General features: G+C 29.5%; 19 protein-coding genes and 1 pseudogene. 8 read left to right on the forward strand and 12 right to left on the reverse strand.

Annotated features, from left to right (window positions below; all coding sequences use genetic code 11):
- Positions 1 to 28: 28 nt before the first annotated feature.
- Positions 29 to 1,249, forward strand: coding sequence for a DUF2920 family protein (locus tag L8W69_RS02445; RefSeq protein ID WP_263666357.1), 1,221 nt, complete (start codon positions 29 to 31; stop codon positions 1,247 to 1,249).
- A 34-nt stretch (positions 1,250 to 1,283) separates the two neighbouring features.
- Entirely contained in the window at positions 1,284 to 2,531 is a 1,248-nt protein-coding gene (locus L8W69_RS02450) for a DUF2920 family protein (protein WP_263666358.1), read from the forward strand.
- A 12-nt stretch (positions 2,532 to 2,543) separates the two neighbouring features.
- Here L8W69_RS02450 and L8W69_RS02455 read toward each other — a convergent pair whose 3' ends face one another.
- The 11 genes and pseudogenes from L8W69_RS02455 to dcd all read right to left on the reverse strand — a co-directional run bounded on the left by L8W69_RS02455 (position 2,544) and on the right by dcd (position 11,668).
- Positions 2,544 to 2,762, reverse strand: coding sequence for an acyl carrier protein (locus L8W69_RS02455; protein ID WP_263664915.1), 219 nt, complete (start codon positions 2,760 to 2,762; stop codon positions 2,544 to 2,546).
- Positions 2,755 to 3,822, reverse strand: coding sequence for a beta-ketoacyl-ACP synthase III (locus L8W69_RS02460; protein WP_263666359.1), 1,068 nt, complete (start codon positions 3,820 to 3,822; stop codon positions 2,755 to 2,757). The genes L8W69_RS02455 and L8W69_RS02460 overlap by 8 nt, the downstream gene beginning before the upstream one ends.
- On the reverse strand, positions 3,812 to 5,335 hold the full coding sequence (locus tag L8W69_RS02465; protein ID WP_263666360.1) for an HAD-IIIC family phosphatase: 1,524 nt from the start codon (positions 5,333 to 5,335) through the stop codon (positions 3,812 to 3,814). The genes L8W69_RS02460 and L8W69_RS02465 overlap by 11 nt, the downstream gene beginning before the upstream one ends.
- The gene (locus L8W69_RS02470) at positions 5,332 to 5,736 is read right to left on the reverse strand and encodes a VOC family protein (RefSeq protein ID WP_214125721.1); all 405 of its coding nucleotides are present in this window, start codon (positions 5,734 to 5,736) and stop codon (positions 5,332 to 5,334) included. The genes L8W69_RS02465 and L8W69_RS02470 overlap by 4 nt, the downstream gene beginning before the upstream one ends.
- Positions 5,733 to 6,623, reverse strand: a complete 891-nt coding sequence (locus tag L8W69_RS02475; protein WP_214100215.1) for a class I SAM-dependent methyltransferase — start codon at positions 6,621 to 6,623, stop codon at positions 5,733 to 5,735. The genes L8W69_RS02470 and L8W69_RS02475 overlap by 4 nt, the downstream gene beginning before the upstream one ends.
- Positions 6,610 to 6,846: an acyl carrier protein gene (locus L8W69_RS02480; RefSeq protein WP_214100214.1), complete on the reverse strand. Its 237-nt coding sequence runs from the start codon at positions 6,844 to 6,846 to the stop codon at positions 6,610 to 6,612. The genes L8W69_RS02475 and L8W69_RS02480 overlap by 14 nt, the downstream gene beginning before the upstream one ends.
- 3 nt (positions 6,847 to 6,849) lie before the next feature.
- Positions 6,850 to 7,631: pseudogene (locus tag L8W69_RS02485) on the reverse strand (AAC(3) family N-acetyltransferase).
- Positions 7,628 to 8,926, reverse strand: a complete 1,299-nt coding sequence (locus L8W69_RS02490; protein ID WP_214125724.1) for a DUF4910 domain-containing protein — start codon at positions 8,924 to 8,926, stop codon at positions 7,628 to 7,630. The pseudogene L8W69_RS02485 and the gene L8W69_RS02490 overlap by 4 nt, the downstream one beginning before the upstream one ends.
- Entirely contained in the window at positions 8,923 to 10,053 is a 1,131-nt protein-coding gene (gene pseC, locus L8W69_RS02495) for a UDP-4-amino-4,6-dideoxy-N-acetyl-beta-L-altrosamine transaminase (protein ID WP_214100212.1), read from the reverse strand. Before pseC ends, L8W69_RS02490 begins: the two co-directional genes overlap by 4 nt.
- Positions 10,050 to 11,057, reverse strand: a complete 1,008-nt coding sequence (gene pseB, locus L8W69_RS02500) for a UDP-N-acetylglucosamine 4,6-dehydratase (inverting) (RefSeq protein WP_263666361.1) — start codon at positions 11,055 to 11,057, stop codon at positions 10,050 to 10,052. The genes pseC and pseB overlap by 4 nt, the downstream gene beginning before the upstream one ends.
- Positions 11,058 to 11,107: 50 nt before the next feature.
- Positions 11,108 to 11,668 carry a dCTP deaminase gene (gene dcd / locus L8W69_RS02505; protein ID WP_012661997.1) on the reverse strand — a complete coding sequence of 187 codons (561 nt, stop codon included), beginning with the start codon at positions 11,666 to 11,668 and terminating at the stop codon, positions 11,108 to 11,110.
- A gap of 131 nt (positions 11,669 to 11,799) precedes the next feature.
- On the opposite strand from dcd, the gene accB reads away from it, so the two are divergent.
- Together accB and L8W69_RS02515 are read left to right on the forward strand one after the other, a co-directional pair.
- Positions 11,800 to 12,249, forward strand: a complete 450-nt coding sequence (accB, locus tag L8W69_RS02510) for an acetyl-CoA carboxylase biotin carboxyl carrier protein (protein WP_263666362.1) — start codon at positions 11,800 to 11,802, stop codon at positions 12,247 to 12,249.
- A 1-nt stretch (position 12,250) separates the two neighbouring features.
- Positions 12,251 to 13,582: an acetyl-CoA carboxylase biotin carboxylase subunit gene (locus tag L8W69_RS02515; protein WP_263666363.1), complete on the forward strand. Its 1,332-nt coding sequence runs from the start codon at positions 12,251 to 12,253 to the stop codon at positions 13,580 to 13,582.
- Positions 13,583 to 13,600: 18 nt separating this feature from the next.
- Here the strand turns inward: L8W69_RS02515 and L8W69_RS02520 are convergent, their stop codons facing one another.
- A complete protein-coding gene (locus L8W69_RS02520) occupies positions 13,601 to 14,428 on the reverse strand; it encodes a peptidylprolyl isomerase (RefSeq protein ID WP_263660169.1) in 828 nt (275 codons plus the stop codon).
- Between the two features lie 64 nt (positions 14,429 to 14,492).
- Here L8W69_RS02520 and gltX point away from each other — a divergent pair, with 64 nt between their 5' ends.
- The 4 genes from gltX (at position 14,493) to gdhA (ending at position 19,412) form a co-directional block, all read left to right on the forward strand.
- The gene (gene gltX / locus L8W69_RS02525) at positions 14,493 to 15,884 is read left to right on the forward strand and encodes a glutamate--tRNA ligase (RefSeq protein ID WP_263666364.1); all 1,392 of its coding nucleotides are present in this window, start codon (positions 14,493 to 14,495) and stop codon (positions 15,882 to 15,884) included.
- The gene (locus tag L8W69_RS02530) at positions 15,884 to 17,119 is read left to right on the forward strand and encodes a malic enzyme-like NAD(P)-binding protein (RefSeq protein WP_133319773.1); all 1,236 of its coding nucleotides are present in this window, start codon (positions 15,884 to 15,886) and stop codon (positions 17,117 to 17,119) included. Before gltX ends, L8W69_RS02530 begins: the two co-directional genes overlap by 1 nt.
- A 247-nt stretch (positions 17,120 to 17,366) precedes the next feature.
- The gene (locus L8W69_RS02535) at positions 17,367 to 18,032 is read left to right on the forward strand and encodes an MqnA/MqnD/SBP family protein (protein ID WP_133319772.1); all 666 of its coding nucleotides are present in this window, start codon (positions 17,367 to 17,369) and stop codon (positions 18,030 to 18,032) included.
- Positions 18,033 to 18,044: 12 nt separating this feature from the next.
- Positions 18,045 to 19,412: an NADP-specific glutamate dehydrogenase gene (gene gdhA, locus L8W69_RS02540; RefSeq protein WP_263666365.1), complete on the forward strand. Its 1,368-nt coding sequence runs from the start codon at positions 18,045 to 18,047 to the stop codon at positions 19,410 to 19,412.
- The last annotated feature ends 3 nt before the right edge of the window (positions 19,413 to 19,415 follow it).

Here is a 19,415-nt window from a genome sequence, read left to right on the forward strand (position 1 = left end):
ATAAATTATAATATCAAGAAAGAAAAATATGCTCATAAATCAAACCTATTTCATAGACTCTTGTGATGATGTAGAATTAAATATAAAAAGAGAAAGTAAATTAGAATATAGAATCACTTATGATGATAGTAAGCAAATGAAAGCTATTGTTTTTATCATAGGTGGATATGGAGCAAATGCAAATATACATTTTCTAGAAAGTTATAGAAATTTTATAGCTAAAAAATTTGATGTAGTAGCTGTAAATGTATTTTATCATTGCTTTTGCCAAAGAGTTTCTGATGTGGATAAATATAGTGCTGAAATGACTTTTTTATTAGACGATATAAGAACATTTGAAAAGGCTTTCAGGGATTTTGAAATAGAATTTGAAGTGCTAGATAATACAAAAAATATAGAAAAATATTATCAAATTCTTGATCAAAAAATGAGTATATTAAAAGAACAAGGAATTTTAAATCAAGACTATAAGGTTGAGTTATCTGTAACTTTTATCCCACCTAACAATGAGTATAATAATTTTGCCATTATGCCTGCTATCGATCATATCAATGCCTTAAAAGATATAATGAAAAATTATCCTCAATTTAAATCTTTACCTAAAATTTACGGGGGGGGGTCATATGGTGGCTTAGTGGCATTAATGTGTGCTAAAATAGCTCCTTGGTATGTAGATGGAGTAATAGATAATTCAGGTGCTGCATTGCCTCCATTAAGATATATCATAGGAAGGGATTTAAATAAAGGTGATGCTATTTTAAACGAAGATGAGTTAAATAGTAAAGTTCATTGTTATGTGGAAACTTATTGGACACGCAAAAACCCAAACTCACCTTATTATTTTGCTGATGAAAATTATTTAATAAGAGCTTTACTTAATAAAGATCATTTGATTTTACAAGCTCAAAAGAATAAAAATATTATTTATACAAGTTATCATAGTGCTAAAGATGACTTAACTCCAGCTGATCATAAAATTTCTATGATAGAAATTTTAAAAGCCTTAAATTATGAAGTAGATTTTCATCTAATAGATGAAAAAGATATAGATGGCAAATTTATTAAAAATTTAACTCATGGGTGTGGAATTCCTGATAAGGCATTATTTAATAAAGAATTACCTATTATGCTTGAAAAATTAAAAGATAAAACATTTAGTATGAAAAAAGATAGTATATCTTATCCTTGTAAAAATAAAGTTTTTACTTTTAAAGATGAAAATGATAAATTTGTTTTAGATATTATTTGATAGAATATATCTAAAACTAGCAAAGGCTTTTTAAATGTTAAAAAATGAAACTTATTTCATAAACTCTTGTGATGATGTAGAATTAAATATAAAAAGAGAAAGTAAATTAGAATTTAAATTAACTTATGATGATAGTAAAGAAATAGAGGCTATTGTTTGTGTTATACAAGGACTTGGTAGTGATATAAGTGAGCCTATGCTTAATTTTAATATGAAATATTTTGCTATGAATTATAATGTAGCAGTTTTAAGTGTAAATTATCATTGTATAGGTAATCGTCCTCAAACAGGAGCAAAATTTTTTCTTGATAATATTGATAAGCTTATTTTTGATGCAAGCTTAAAAGCTATTGACATAGAAATTCCTTATGATATATCAAAACTTAATACTTTTGAAGAATTTCATCCTGCTATGGATTATCTTAATAAAGAAATTCAAAAAAAGAAAGATAGTTGGGAATTTGACAAAGATTATTATTTGGACTTAAGTGTGAGCTTGCAGCCTACCAAAAATGAATATCAAAATTTTGGCATCATGCAAGCAACAGATATACTAAATGCTCTTTTGTATATTAGAAAAAATTCTCCTTTTAAAGTTATGGGGGGGGGTATAAAGCATATTTTAGTTGGAAGTTCAAGAGGTGGATATTTAGCAAATTTATGTGCAAAGTTAGCTCCTTGGCTTGTTGATGTTGTAATAGATAATTCTTCTAATGCTTTACTTGGAGATTTGTGGAGAATAATAGGATTTGGAAAAGAAATAGATTATATAAAATATCCTTCTTTTGACACTTTTTATTTTTTTAAAAACATTAAATTATGTTGTTTTGATAAAACCATTTGGACTTCCAATACTTCATCATTTAATTATTTTTCAAATGCAAGGAGAATGATTAGGGATATATTAGTAAAAGATCATCTGAACACACAAGCAAAATATCCAAAGCCAAAATATATTTTTTATCATTCTAAATTTGATATTGATTTAGCTCCACCGCAAGATAAAGAAGATTTAGTTGAAATACTAAAAGAACTAAATTTTAATGTTTATTTTTGTATGATAAAAGATGAAAAACAAATAGATGGTAAGTTTATTAAAAATCTAACTCATGGTATGGGTATACCTATGAAATTACTTATTAAAAAACACTTACCGCAAATTTTACAAGAACCTTTAAAAGATAAAACTTGTAAAAAAGAAATCTCATATAAGTGTGATGATTTAATATATACTTTTAAAGAGGAAAATGAGCAGATTATTTTAAGTGTGAAAAGGGTTTAAACAAATATTTGTTTAAACACCAGCTAAAGCTAAAAGATCGCTTACTTTTTCACATTTTTTAAGATCATCACCGCTAATTTGTTTACCAAGTGAGTTTTTAAATAATACCATGATAGATACAAAAGCTAAGCTATCCCATTCATCAATATCATCTAAAATCATATTTTCTTTTAGTGTTTCATCCATATGCATAGCTTCGCTAATAGCTTCTAATAATTCTTCTTTAGTCATTTTTTTCTCCTTTATAAATTGAAATTGTATCAGTTTTAAAGTTTTTATCAAAATTTATATAAGCACTCCCCCAGGCATATCCAGCACCAAAAGCACTTAAAATGGCACTAAAATCATTTTTTTGCATTTCACAAAGTAAAGCAGGTAAAGAGCAAGCACTTAAATTAGCGTATTTTGACATCAAAAAATTTGGTGTTTTAGAGCTATCAATACCCAAGTCATTTATAATAGAATCAACTAAAAATTGATTGGATTGATGTAATAAAAAATAATCCACTTCATCTTTACTTTTTTCACAAAAATCAAGCATTTCTTTTATACTTTGGCTCTCAAGATTAAATGCTTGGTTAAAAATTTCAGCCCCATCCATGTAAAGATTATCTAAGCTCCTATGCTTATTGGTTTGAAATATTTCTTTATTGGAGCTTTTACTCTCATCAAGTTTAGCAAAAGCTCTATTAGGTATGATGAGTTTATCAAAACCTTCTCCATTAGAATAAAGCTTAAAAAACGATTTTTCATTTGCACAGCTTATGAGTGTTGCGCTTACTCCATCGCCAAAGATTGGAGCTAAATTTGGATTTAAAGGGTTTATGGTTTTGCTTAAAGTATCACCACAAATTAATAAAATATTTTTTGCATTTTGATTTTCTAAAAAAGAAAAAGCTATAAATAAGCCATATAAATACCCAGAACACGCTTGATTTACATCAAAAGCTATGGTTTGAGGTTTTAAATTTAATCGTTTGTGAAGATAGTTTGCGCATGATGGCATAAAAAAATCAGGAGTTTGTGTAACAAAAATCACCATATCAAGCTTATTTTTATCAAAATCAAGCATTTTAAATAAATTTATACTTGCTTCATAGGCTAAATCTGTTGTGCTAATACTTTCATCAGCGATAAATCTTTCTTGTATGCCTGAAATTTTTTTCATTCTTTTTAGCATTTTGACATCATTTTGAAAAACATCTTCTAAACAATCATCTATATTTATGCATTTATTAGGCACACAAACGCTTATGCCTGCTATTTTGGCTTTATTAAAACTAGCTTTCAATTATAAGTCCTTCGTAATTTATCATTTCTTTTTGGATTAGAGCAAAATTTTCTTTTATATTTGCATTTAAACTATATAAAAATTCTAAAAATGGCATATTTCTTTCGCCCTTTTGAAAGTATAAAATACATTCTTTTGTATTAAAATGCAGGTGTAATAATTCTATAACCTTATAAAGCATAATTTTTTCAAGCTTTCTTCCTAAGGCTCTACAACTTATGCAAAGATCTTTTATGATTAAATTTGTTTCATCTTTATAAGCTACAAAAATTGCTATAATACCACTATCGCTTAATTTATCACTCATGCTTATAGTCAAAATAGCATGTTTTTGCATAAATTCTTCACATTCTTTTAAGCTTAATCTTGAGTAATTTGATATAAATTGATTAGTTTTATTAAGTAGTTGTGAAATTCTTTCAAGTTCATCTGCGTGGTTGATATGAAATTTCAAACAAATCTGTAATTTTTCAAAATACTCTTTAGGGCTAAGCTTGACAAGCTCTTGTCTTTGTAAATTTGCTTTAATATCAGCACTTCTTAACTCATCTTCTTTGCTAAAGCTTGTTTTTAAAAGTCTAGGATAGAGTTTTAAACTATAAGCGCTATTTTTATCAGCTAGTAAGGTGTTAATATGAAGGTGTGATACATTTTCAATTTCGGCTATATTATCATCAATAAATAGCACACTATCAAAAGCTATATTAAAAAATTTTACAATTTCTTTAATATTTTCATCTTTACTTTTCCAATTAGCTTTGATCATACTAAAATCATCAAGTTGCAATAAAAAGTCTTTTCTTTGTGTAAAAAGTTTTTTTACATCTTCTTCTTCATTTTTTGAAGCGATGGCGAGTAAAAAACCTTGATTTTTTAAATTTAAAAGCTCACTTTGTAAGGCTTTATGATTGCTAGATAAAGCAAGATTTTCAATACCATCTTCGCCTAAAATTCCTTGGTATAAGGTATTATCAAGATCTATGATGATTGCTTTTAAAGTTGGTTGTAAAAAGCTAGGTAGGATTTTTAGTCCTAGAAATTGGGCTAATTTTACACAAGCTTTATTGCTAAGTCTGCTTGCATTTATTTCAAAATTACTATCATCTATGATGAGATTTTCATCTAAAAAGGGCTTTAGTATTTCACAAATACTATATTCTTTTAAGTTTGTATTGCCAAGTAAAAGTGTGATGATAGGAGCGTTGCTAATGCTTGATAGTTCTTGTATTTTTTCTTTGATAAAATCATCTACATTTTTTTTATAATTGTTTAAATCTATAAATATGATGTTTAAATCTGCTTTTTGAAAATTATCATAACCTAAACTATCATCATAAGAGCTTATGTTAAATTCAGCCTTTAATTTACTAAAGGCTAAAAATGCATTTAGTATGCTTGAAATCACTTCAAAAGAGTGATTTCTAAAAACATTAATAGTAATTTTTTTATAATGATTTTCCTTGCTAAGTTTTATAAGATCATTTCTTTTTAAATTTGGTGAAAAAAGATTCATTTTAGCTCTACTAATTCTATTAATAAATTATTACTCATCATCATAAAGCAAAGTTTTGCAAAATAACTTGCTTTCATTATGTCAACGACTAACAAACCATCATTTAAAAGCAAAGATAAATCTTGCTCTATATTTTTGCTTTCATAAGCTATATGATACATTTTAGTTTTATTTTTCAAATAGCTATCTAAAATGCCTTTTTCATTTAAATTTGACAAAAGTTCAAAGCGATATTGGGGGAATAAGTTATTTTTTGGAATGATAAATTCTCCTTTTACCCCTTGTTGTTCGTCTATAAATTCAGCTTCTTTAACAAAACCTAGCTTTTCAAATATTTTTCTTTCTTTTTCTAAAGATTTACATGCTACACCTATATGGTGGATTGGTAAATTTAAATTCATTTTTCAAATACCACAGCCATAGTTATAGCATTTTTAAATTTCAAAGCTTTTTCTAAAGAATAGTCATTTGCCATAAAACATTCATATTGTTTTATTTTTAAATCTGCTTTTTTTGCCATTTCAAAAATTTCATTTGGATGTGTAAATAAGTATATATGATCAATCGCAGGTGCGTTGATAGGTATGGTTGCGAAAATTTCACCTTCATTGCTTAATAAGTCTTTTGCTCTTTTTAAAAATTCTAAAGGCTGTTCAACATGTTCTAAAACTTCTCCAATTACTATTAAATCAGCTTTTTTGTGAAATTGAAATTGAAAAAAATCTTTACATAAAAATTCACAATTATTAATTAAATTTTTAACTTGATTTTCCACCATATTTTTTGTCAATTCGCAACTAGTAGGAGATAAATCTAAACCTAAATAATAATCAAATTTCAAACTTTTAACAGCTTTAGTAAAAAATTCTCCATGTCCTGGGCCTATTTCAAAATAATTATCATGTTTGCTTTTTGATTGAAGATAATTTTCAAAATACTTTCTAACTTTTATATGAGCAATCCAAATATAAGATGAAAGCGCAAGCCCTATCATGTATTTTTTCATATAAGTTTCATTAAAATAGACTTTATCTTTTACTTCTTCAAAACTTTTATATCTATATGAGTTATTTTCTATGAAATATTTTGTTTCTTCTAAAGTGTCATTAAGTATAGTTAAATAGCATTCGCACTGCTCTTGTAAAGAAATATTGTTTTGAAGATAATATGAAATGAGATTTTCAAATTCTATTTCATCTTCATTTGTTAGACTGATTTTATTTAAATATTTTGCGTGAATTGGATTTTTTATAGCTATTAACTCAAATAAGTTTTTAATATTTTTCATTTTTTACCTTTGATTTGATAGCTTGCAAAAGTTCATTTTGTGATTTTAGCTGACTTAATTCATCTTTGTTAAATTTGATTTCAAATTCTTCTTCTAAGCTCATGATTATATCAATATGATTTAAAGAAGTCCAATTTTTGCAATTTTGCATGCTTAAATTTGAATTTTCATCAACTTTTACTTCTAGTATATTTTCTAAAATTTCATAAAATTTATTTTCCATTTTTTAACTATCCTTTAGAATAAGTGCATTTTTATTCATGTTTAAGGCTCTTATTATGGCATTTTCATATTCTTGAGCAATAAAAATACTTATGTTATCATTGGCAAATTTTATCATATCGCTTTTAAAAGATGATAAAGCTATTTTAATAATATTTTTAATATTAGGAAGAGAGTGCTTGTTTAAATCTCTAACAAAATATAAGATTTCTTTTTTTGTTTTTTCTCCATTTTCATCAAGAATAAAACCCTGAAATTTTTTAAAATATCTGTAATCTACTTGATATTTTTCCTCAATATGGTGGGTTATGGTGTGTCCAATGCCACCAAAAGTAAGAAATTTCCCATTTTCTTTTATTAAAACATCATACACACAATTTTCTCCAAAACAACTTGTAGTGTCTTTTAAAAACAATTCTTCTTTGGCTCCTTTAACGGCAAATGAAAATATAGGATCATTGGTGCGTTTTACCCCCCCCATCTGCGAAAATATTCATTTAAAGCACCCATTTTTGTAGGAGAATTTAATTTATCATAAACTTCATTTTTGCAAAAACTATAAGTAAATGTAGGCATGATTAAAGTACCTTCTTTGCCTATAACTTCAAAAAAACAATCTAATATAGTTTGTAAAAATTCATTTCTAGGAAGCAAGGGTGTGCCAAAATTAAAAAGTTCACTATGCACACATAAAATATCGCCTTTTGCAATGCCAAGTTTCTTAAAAGCTTCTATCAAGTCAACATTAGAGTATTTTTTATCATTGTATTCTAAGAAATATTTCATTTTATTAGTCCATGAAATTTTAATTTTTCTACTAGATCTTTTAATTCATAAGCTTGTATGTTTAGTTTTGAAGCTATATCTAAAACATCGTTTTTACCATCACAATAGGCTAAAAAATTACATGATATTGGAATGCAACTATTAGTTGAAGAAGTATTGATAGTATGGTATAAGTCTCTTTTACCTAAATTGGGTTCGCAAAATACAGTATTTTGATAAATTTCATTCACTTCTAAATTCATGATAATTTCTTGCATAGCTTTTAAGCTACCTTGTAATCCTTCTTCGCTAATGAAATTTAAATCATCTTTGCTAGTGTGGTATTCTTTATAATCACCAAATCTAGTCCTACAGACCCCTACAATAGGTAAATTTACTAAGGGTGCACAAAATTGTCTTTCGTTGCCACCTCTATTTAAAAAGCTAAATTCTTTAAAATTATTTTTATCTTTTAAAGTATGCAAGGCTACTTTATCTGCTAGAGTATTTTCACTTGGAGTGTGAATGAGTGAGTAAGCATTATCATCGCCTATGCAAGAGAGTGCAAAACCTGCTTTAGTGTATTTTTGTAAATGCTTTAAATGTTTACTAAGATAAACTATACTTCCTATAGTTTCAGGAGCAAAAACAAAACGATAATTATATTTTCTCTCTTTAAGTTCTAAAAGCCATTTAGCTAAAAATGTAGCTACCACAGGACCACTTAACTCATTATTTGCCATAGATGGATGACAAAGGTAAGTGGAAATTAAAATTTCATCTTTTGTTTCTTGTGTGCTAGGTATGAGTAAATCAGCATAGTTTAAAACCCCATTTTCATGGTGTTTTGCATCGATGAAAACTTTATATTTTCCTTCTTTTAGTTTAACCCTATCTTCGTGTTTTATACAAAAACCCCAACGTCTTTTATAATAGCTTGTCACATAAGGTATGGCATCAGGTATTTCTTCTATAGAGTAAAGATGCTCTTGTAGGCTTGCTAGATCAAGCTCTGTGTCTATGCCTGTGCTATAGTTTAACACATGAAGATTATTTTGCTTAAAATCACAAATTTTTTCTCCATCTGGAGTGATGATGTAAGCATTATTTATCTCCCATTCAGCGGGTACTTCCCAGTCAAACACTTTACTTCCACTTGCTATAGAGTGAATTTTTAATATACCCCCCCCCATAGCTTCATCAAGTATTTTTAAGCTTTGTCTAAAACCCTTTCCCGTAATACTTCTACATATAGGGAAAAGTTTTTTAGCTAAAGCATACATCCCCCCCCCGCTCTGTATGATTGATTCATTCATGTTGAACAACCTTTCTTGATTTCTTCTAAAATTTTAAATAAACTATCTTTAACAAATCGCGCTTCTTTTAAGCTCATTTCTTGATGAGCAGGTATGCTAAGTTCAGCTTTATAAAAATTATCCGCATTTTCTAAAAATAAATTTCCATATAAGTTTTTATAATAACTAAACTCATAAGTAGGCTTATAATGCACTTGTACACCTATGCCTAAATTTAATAATTTTTCAAAAATAATCTCTTTTTGGCAATAAAACTCAGGGAAAAGCAAAATAGGATATAAATGTCTTGAGCTTTTTTTATAATCTTTGATTTTTATAGTGCTAAAATAAGGATTTTTTTCAAATTCTTTATCGTAAAAACTTGTGATGATTTCTCTTTTTTCTAGCATATTATCAAGTTTTTTAAGTTGATTTATACCTAAAGCGCAAGCCACATCACTTAAACGATAATTATAGCCTAGTTCAATCATATCGCTATCCCAAAGTCTTTTTTTGACTATGCCATGACTTCTTAAAAGCTTGATTTTTGAGATTAATTCCTCATCATTGCTAACAACCGCACCACCCTCAAAGGTTGTGATAGGTTTAACCGGATGAAAAGAAAATATACTCAAATCCCCCATAGAACCTACTTTTTGATTTTTATAAATAGCACCTAGAGCATGACTTGCATCATCAATTAGTGGGATGTTGTATCGTTTGGCTAAGGCTAAAATTTCATCCATTTCTACACTATTTCCCGCAAAATCAACCACACAAATTGCTCCAATATTAGAGCTATCTTGGCTTAATCTTAAAGCAAGTTTTTTCTCATCAATATTTCCATCGCTTTTTACATCTATAAACTCAACCCTAGCACCTGCCATTAAAGCAGCATTTGCAGTTGCAGCAAAGGTAATAGGGGTTGTTAAGACAATTTTATCTTTTACATTTAAAGACAAATACGCAAGGTGTAAAGCAGAAGTAGCTGAATTTAGCACGCAAGCATATTTTACACCCACATATTCACAAAGGGCTTGTTCAAATTCTTCAACCTTTTTTCCGCCGGTTAAAAAATCATCTTTTAAAGCCTCACAAACTACTTGTATGTCTTGTTCGTCAATATTTTGATGAGAATAAGTTATCATTTTTCAAGCTCTGTATGATTTATTATATTTAAAAGCTCTTCTTGGCTAATCCATGATGGATTATTATCTGAGCTATAAGAAAAGCCATTAGAAACTTTTTTACCTTTTTGTCCTTTTGCATTTATACTAAAATCAACATTAATATTATTAAATTGGATACTTGGGCTGATGGCATAATAATTTTCAAATTCATAAGTTAAATGACTATCATCACTTGAAATCATAATTTCATGTAGTTTTTCACCTGCTCTTATACCTATGATTTTATGGGCTAAATTAGGAGCCATAGTTTTAGCCAAATCAACGATTTTCATAGAAGGAATTTTTGGCACGAAAATTTCCCCTCCATGCATATATGCAAAATTATTCAGCACGAAATTAACCCCATCTTCTAAGGATATCCAAAATCTTGTCATTCTCTCATCTGTGATAGGAAGCTCTTTAGCACCTTCATTGATTAGTTTTTTAAAAAATGGTATAACAGAACCTCTTGAGCCTACTACATTGCCATATCTTGTAACGCTAAATTTAGTATGAGAATTTCCTGCGATGTTATTTGCTGCTACAAAAAGCTTATCGCTTGCAAGCTTTGTAGCTCCGTATAAATTAATAGGATTGCATGCTTTATCGGTTGAAAGAGCGATACATTTTTCTACATTATTTTCCAAACACGCATCGATTACATTTTGTGCTCCATGGATATTAGTTTTTATGCATTCCATTGGATTATATTCTGCAATTGGCACATGTTTCATAGCAGCTGCATGAATGACAAAATCGACATCTTTCATTGCTATGCTCAATCTTTCTTTATCTCTTACATCACCTATAAAATAACGCATACAATCATCATTAAATTCTCTTGCCATTTCAAATTGTTTTAACTCATCTCTTGAATAAATGATGATTTTTTTAGGTTTGTATTTTTGAAGTAAAGTTTTAGTATAAGTTTTTCCAAAACTTCCTGTACCACCGGTGATTAAAATGCTTTTTCCATTAAACATATATATTTTCCTATTACTTGACTAAGTTTTTATATCGGTTGAAAATAAAATTATTTTAAAATTCTTGGTAAAGTTATACCTGTTTGAGCTTGGTATTTACCCTTTTTATCAGCATATGTTACATCACAAGGCTCATCTCCTTGTAAAAATAAAACTTGAGCTATACCCTCATTAGCATAAATTTTAGCAGGTAGTGGGGTTGTGTTTGAAATTTCTATAGTGATATGTCCTTCAAAACCTGGCTCAAAAGGGGTTACATTTACTATAATGCCACATCTTGCGTAAGTGCTTTTGCCAAGACAAATAGCCAAAACATCATTTGGCATTTTAAAATACTCAACTGTTCTTGCAAGCGCGAAAGAATTTGCAGGTACTATACATACATCGCCTACAAAATCTACTACATTTTCTTCTACAAAATTTTTAGGATCTACAACGGTGGAATTTACATTAGTGAAAATCTTAAATTCTCTTCCAACTCTTATATCATATCCATAGCTTGAAAGCCCATAACTAACTATACCTTTACCTATATTTGCTTCACAAAATGGCTCTATCATATTGTGCTCTAATGCCATTTTTTTGATCCAATTATCTGCTTTTAAGCCCATTTTTGTCCTTTATAATTAAAGTGAATTTTTAAATTATATCTTAAAATAAAAGTAAAAAATAAATAATTGAAGTTATTTTTAGTATTTTTATATATAATTATAAATTAAGTCTTATAAATTAAGGAGAATATATGACAAAAGAAGAAATCAAAGAACTAATGCAACTTTTTGCAGAAGCAAATATAAGCAAGATTAAAATAAAAGAACAAGATGGATTTGAAATAGAACTTGAAAGAGATATGTGTTGTGAATTACCAGCTCCAGCTCCTGTTGCTCCAGCTCCACAGCCAATTAATGTAAATGTAGTTAATGAAACCAAAGCAAGCTCAAGCTCTTCTAATAAACCGACTATCAATAGCCCTATGGTAGGTACTTTTTATCAAGCTCCAAGCCCAGGTGCAGCACCTTTTGCTAAAGCAGGACAAACTATTAAAAAAGGAAGTACTATAGCAATTATTGAAGCGATGAAAATTATGAATGAAATCGAAGCTGAATATGATTGTAGGATAGTAGAAGTATTAGTTGCAGATGGTCAGCCTGTAGAATTTGGTATGCCTTTATTTGTGGTGGAGAAATTATAAAATGGAAATTAAAAAAGTTTTAATAGCAAATCGTGGAGAAATTGCATTAAGAGCTTTAAGAACTGTAAAAGAAATGGGAAAAAAAGCAATTTGTGTGTATTCTACTGCAGATAAAGATGCTTTGTATTTAAAATATGCTGATGCGAGTATTTGCATAGGAAATGCTAGAAGTTCAGAAAGCTATTTAAATATCCCAGCTATTATTAGTGCAGCTGAAATTAGCGAAGCGGATGCGATTTTTCCAGGATATGGATTTTTAAGTGAAAATCAAAATTTTGTTGAAATTTGTGCAAAACATAATATCAAATTCATAGGCCCTTCAGTAGCTGCTATGGCACTAATGAGTGATAAAAGTAAAGCAAAACAAGTAATGCAAAGAGCAGGTGTGCCTGTAATCCCAGGAAGCGATGGGGCTTTAGGTGGGGTTGAAGCAGCAAAAAAACTTGCTAAAGAAATAGGCTATCCTGTGATTTTAAAGGCAGCAGCAGGTGGTGGCGGCCGTGGTATGCGTGTAGTTGAAGATGAAAAAGATTTAGAAAAAGCTTACTGGTCAGCAGAAAGTGAAGCGATGAGTGCTTTTGGTGATGGAACTATGTATATGGAAAAATACATCCAAAACCCACGCCATATAGAAGTGCAAATCATAGGAGATAGCTTTGGAAATGTGATACATTTGGGTGAGAGAGATTGCTCTATGCAAAGACGCCATCAAAAACTTATAGAAGAATCTCCTGCAATTTTACTAGATGAAAAAACAAGAGCAAGACTTCATGAAACAGCAGTTAGAGCTGCTAAGGCTATTGATTATGAAGGTGCGGGAACTTTTGAGTTTTTAGTGGATAAAAATTTAGATTTTTATTTTATCGAGATGAATACGCGTTTGCAGGTTGAGCATTGTGTGAGTGAGATGGTAAGCGGGGTAGATATTATTGAACTTATGATTAAAGTAGCAGAAGGGTATCCTCTACCAAAACAAGAAGAAATTAAACTTAAAGGTCATTCTATAGAATGTAGAATTACTGCTGAAGATTCTAAAACTTTCTTACCTTGCCCAGGTAAAATCACAAAATATGTAGCTCCTGCAGGACGCAATGTAAGAATGGAAAGCCATTGTTATCAAGATTATAGTGTGCCTCCATATTATGATTCTATGATTGGAAAATTAGTCGTTTGGGGAGAAGATAGAAACACAGCTATAGCTAAAATGAAAATAGCCTTGCAAGAGCTTATCGTAGGTGGGATAAAAACAACCAAAGATTTTCATTTAGCGATGATGGATAATGCAGATTTTATCAATAATAATTATGATACAAATTATCTTTCAAGACATTAATTGAAGATAGGTTTTAACCTATCTTAATTCTTCTATATGAGCATTTGCTCTTATTTTATCAAGATGATTTTTTAAGGCTTGTTCTTTTTGAGTTAGGGTATAGACATTGCTAACTTGATCTTTGATTAAATCAAATTCGATAGGATTTTTACCATATTTTTCTTTTACAAAATACACTATATAAGCATTTTCGCCATTTAACACTGGAGTAAATTCTCCTATTTTTGTATTATTTAACAAAGCAAGTAATCTTGGATCTAAACTAGCTGCGTTTAAACTAATGGCTTTTGATTTAATTTGAGAATTTTTATACATAGGATTTTGTGCAAGCTGTTGTAAAAGTTCAGGATTAGTAGAATTATAAACAACTAAGTCTATATTTGAAAAAGTGCTAAATTTATCAAGATTGCTTTCATAAAAATGTTTTAGTGTTTCATCATCAATATTGATTTTTGCATTTTGCATTATGCTTCTATAAAGTTTTTCTCTTTCAAGATCTTTTCTAACTTTGTTTTTAAAAACTTCAAAACTTAAACCATCTTTTTCTATCTTTGCTTGCAAACCATTAATGTCAGTTTTATTGCCTTTTGCTATTTGGGCTAATTTTTCATTAAGTTCAAAAGTGCTTACATAAATTCCTAGCTTTTTAGCTTCACTTTGTTGAACTTTATCATCTACTAAAAATGCTATAGCTTTTTGTTTGTCATTAGTTTTTAATTCTTTCATAGTTTGTTCTATATCATAAAGAGTAATAGGTTGATTTTCTACTACCATTGCTACACCACCAAGGGTTTGAGCATATAAAATATTTGCAGCAAAACAACAAGATATTAAAAATTTTCTCATATAAAACCTTTATTTAAGTGTAAATATAGCATTATAACAATAAAAATTTAAAAAAGGTAAAAATATGCAAGAAATCACAACGCGTTTTGCTCCTTCTCCAACAGGATATTTGCACATAGGAGGGCTTAGAACAGCTTTATATAATTATCTTTATGCAAGAAAAAATAAGGGTAAATTTTTATTGCGTATTGAAGATACGGATTTAAAAAGAAATTCACAAGAAGCTACGCAAGCTATTATAGAAGCATTTAAATGGTGTGGGCTTGATTATGATGGGACGATTGAGTATCAATCTCAAAGATTTGATATTTATAAAAAATACATTCAAAAATTACTAGATGAGGGCAAGGCTTATTATTGTTATATGAGCAAAGAAGAGCTTGATGAGTTAAGAGCTAAGCAAGAAGCAGCTAAAGAGCGTCCAAAATATGATGGTAGATATAGAGATTTTAAAGGAATTCCGCCAAGTGGTATTGAGCCTGTGGTGCGTATAAAAGCACCACAAAGTGGAGAGATTAAATTTATAGATGGCATTAAAGGCGAGGTTAGTTTTAAGGCTGAAGATATTTTAGATGATTTTGTAATTGCAAGAAGCGATGGTAGCCCAATTTATAATTTAACCGTTGTAATTGATGATGCACTAATGGGTGTGAGTGATGTTATAAGAGGAGATGATCATTTATCAAATACTCCAAAACAAATTGTCCTTTATGAAGCACTAGGCTTTAAAATACCTAAATTTTATCATGTAGCTATGATACATGGTGAAGATGGTAAGAAACTTTCTAAGCGTCATGGAGCAACTGATGTGATGGAATATAAAAATATGGGGATTTTACCTCAAGCCTTGCTTAATTTCTTAGTGCGTCTTGGTTGGAGTCATGGCGATGATGAAATTTTTTCTTTAGAAAGTATGCAAGAGCTTTTTGATCCAAATCATATTAACAAAAGTGCTTCTTGCTATAATTTTAAAAAATTAGAATGGCTTAATGCTCATTATATTAAAACTTTACCTTTTGAAGAAATCAATAGACAATTAAAAGATTTAGGTTTTGATTTAAGTCAGTATGAAAAAGCAGGCTTTTTGCTAGATATGTTAAGAGAGAGAGCTAAAACTTTGCATGATATTATTAGCGGGGCTAAAGTGTTACTAAATGACCCAAAAGAATATGATCAAAAGGCTGTAGATAAATTTCTCAATGTTACAAATTTAACTTATTTGGAAAAATACGCTATGGTTTTAAATGAGCAAAAAAATGCTTGTGAATTTGAAGAATTAACTAATCAATTCTTAGAAGAAAATAATCTTAAGTTAAAAGATCTAGCTCAAGCTATACGCATCGCACTCACAGGAAACTCGGTTAGTCCTAGTATATTTGAAGTATTGGAATTTTTAGGAGTGCAAAAGGCTAAACTTAGGATAAAAAATTTACTAAATTATATGAAGGAAAAATAATGAATTTAAAAGAAGAGGCTTTAGAATATCATTTAGGTGGTAAAGTAGATATTGTTGCTAGAAAGCCTATGGATAGTGCACATGATTTATCTTTGGCGTATTCTCCTGGGGTTGCTGAACCTTGTATTGAGATAGCAAAAGATGAAACTTTAGCTTATAAATACACTAATAAAGCTAATTTAGTTGCTATAGTAAGCGATGGTAGTGCGGTTTTAGGGCTTGGCAATATAGGAGCGAGTGCAAGCAAACCTGTTATGGAAGGAAAAGCTTGTTTGTTTAAAAAATTTGCTAATGTTAATGCTTATGATTTGGAAATTAATGCTCATAGTATAGATGAGATTGTTACCTTTTGTAAAGCTATAGCACCTACTTTTGGAGGAATTAATTTAGAAGATATTTCAGCACCAAAATGTTTTGAAATAGAAGCCGCTTTGCAAGATCTTGGAATTCCTGTAATGCATGATGACCAACATGGAACTGCGATCATTTCTACAGCAGGATTAATGAATGCTATGGAAATTAGTGGTAAAAAATTTGAAGATATTAAAGTAGTGGTAAGTGGTGCAGGTGCAGCAGGTATTGCAAGTGCTAGAATGTATAGAAATTTAGGGGTTAAAAATATTGTTTTAGTAGATAGTAAAGGTGTGATTAATACTCAAAGAGATGATTTAAATAAATACAAACTAGAATTTGTAAGCGATACCAAAGATAGCACTTTAAGAGAAGCTTTAAAAGGTGCTGATGTATTTTTGGGTTTGAGTGCACCTAAGATTTTAGATGATGAGATGATTTTAAGTATGGCAAAAGATCCCGTGATTTTTGCATTAGCTAATCCTGTACCTGAAGTAATGCCAGAAGATGTTAAAAGAGTTAGAAACGATGCTATAGTTGGAACAGGTAGAAGTGATTATCCAAATCAAATTAATAATGTTTTAGGTTTTCCTTTTATCTTTAGAGGAGCTTTAGATGTAAAGGCAACTAAAATTACTGAAAATATGAAAATAGCAGCCGCAAAAGCTTTGGCTGATTTAGCTAAGCTTGAAGTAACTGATGAGGTAAAACAAGCTTATGGAGTAGAAGAGCTTAGTTTTGGTAGAGATTATGTGATACCAAAACCATTTGATAGCAGAGTAAAAGCTGTAGTTAGTGCTGCGGTAGCAAAAGCTGCGGTTGAAGATGGAGTAGCTTTGATAAATAATTTTGATTATCAGAGATATTTTGATAGTTTAAAATAATTTTTTATAAATTAAGTTTTATTTAAAATAATTTTTTATTATAAAACTTAATTTTATCTATTTTTTATTGTTTATATGAGTTATAAAAACATATTTTTTAAAAATCATTTAAAAAATATGTTTTAAATGTTACTTTTTTTCTTTTTAAATTATATAAATTTGATATTACTAGTGTTTTTAATAAAATTAATTTATATTTAAGATATTTTTTAATAGGATATTTTTACTTAATCATAGAAAGGTCGAGATGATTTTTGGTAAGATAGATTATCTTAATTTACTCCCTTTACATATCTATCTTAAAAAATCAGCTTTTCCTAGCTATGTTAAGCAAACTACAGAATACAAAAAAGGGGTTCCTAGTAAGCTAAATCGCCATTTGTATTTTAGACGCATTGATGCAGCGATTATCTCAAGTGTTGAAAGTCGTAGAAAAAAATACAAAACCTTAAATGTGGGGATTTGCGCAAGCAAAAAGGTAAAAAGCGTTTTAGTGAAAAAACAATCTGAAAGCAAAGAAGATGCAAGCTCTGCAACTTCTAATGCTCTTGCAAAAGTTTTAAAGCAAAAAGGGGAGGTTATCATCGGTGATAAGGCTTTAAAACTTTATTTGCAAAATCCAAAAGATTATATTGATTTATGCGAATTATGGTATGAAAAGACAAAACTACCTTTTGTTTTTGCTCGATTTTCTTGTATTAAAAATTTTTCTATTTATAAAAAAATGATGAAAAATTTCACAAAAAGTAAAATTTTCATTCCGCAATATATTTTGCTAGATTATTCTAAGTCAAGAAATCTTTCTCAAAAAGAAATTAGTGCATATTTAAAGCTAATTTACTACAAAATAGGAACAAAGGAGCAAAAGGCGCTAAAAAAATTTTTAGCCAATGCAAACAGCAAGATACTATAAAAAGGACAATTTATGAGTATAGCTAAACAATATATCAATGAAACCTTAGAAAAAATTCAAGCAACTTCCCCAAGACAACCTATCTTTTTTCAAGCAGCAACTGAGGTGTTAAATTCTTTAGAACCTTTACTTGAATCTAACAAAACTTATCAAGATCATGCTATATTAGAGCGTATTGTTATGCCTGAAAAAACGACTATTTTTAGAGTAGTATATATTGATGATGCAGGTAAAGCTCAAACGCATTTTGGTTATAGAGTACAGTTTAATTCTAGTTTAGGACCTTATAAAGGTGGGATCAGATTTCATCCTAGTGTAGATTTAGATGTTTTGAAATTTTTAGGTTTTGAACAAATTTTCAAAAATTCTCTAACAGGTTTAATGATAGGGGGAGCTAAAGGAGGAGCAAATTTTGACCCTAAAGGCAAAAGCGAAGCAGAAATTATGCGTTTTTGTCAAGCTTTTATGGCCGAGCTTTCAAAAATCATAGGTGCAAGCACTGATGTGCCAGCAGGTGATATAGGGGTTGGTGCTAGAGAAATTGGATATATGTTTGGAGCTTATAAGAAAATTAGCTCTAATTTTGATGGAACTTTAACGGGAAAGAAAATTCCATGGGGTGGAAGTTTAGTAAGAACAGAAGCAACAGGGTATGGCTGTGTGTATTTTACTCAAGAAATGCTAGCAAAATATAACAATGCATTAGAAGGAAAAGAGTGTGCAGTTTCAGGTAGCGGAAATGTGGCAATTTATACCATAGAAAAATTACATCAACTTGGTGCAAAAGCAATCACAATAAGCGATAGCGATGGATTTGTTTATGATAAAGATGGGGTAGATTTGGATTTATTAAAAGAAATTAAGGAAGTAAAAAGAGCTAGAGTGAGTGATTATGCAATGCTTAAAAAAGGTGCTATTTTTACTCCAAAAAGTGCGTATAAACAAGGTTGTAATGGAGTATGGAGTATACCTTGTGATATAGCTTTTCCAAGTGCTACGCAAAATGAATTAAATTTAGAAGATATTAAAACCTTATATCACAATGGTTGTCGTATGGTAGCAGAGGGAGCTAATATGCCAAGCACACTTGAAGCGATCGATTTTATGTTAAATCAAAAAGACTTTTTATTTGCGCCAGCTAAGGCTGCTAATGCAGGTGGTGTAGCGACTTCTCAACTTGAAATGCAACAAAATGCAAGTATGTGTCAATGGGGCTTTGAGGAAGTTGATGCAAAATTACATAAGATTATGAAAAATATTTTTGAAAATTCATACGAGTGTGCAAAAGCTTATAATCATGAAGGAAATTTAGTAATAGGCTCAAATATAGCAGGCTTTAAAAAAGTAGCTGATGCGATGATTGATCATGGTTATATTTAAAAA

The sequence above is a fragment of the Campylobacter sp. CNRCH_2016_3089 genome (assembly GCF_025772505.1).
In the GTDB taxonomy this organism is placed as follows: domain Bacteria; phylum Campylobacterota; class Campylobacteria; order Campylobacterales; family Campylobacteraceae; genus Campylobacter_D; species Campylobacter_D lari_D.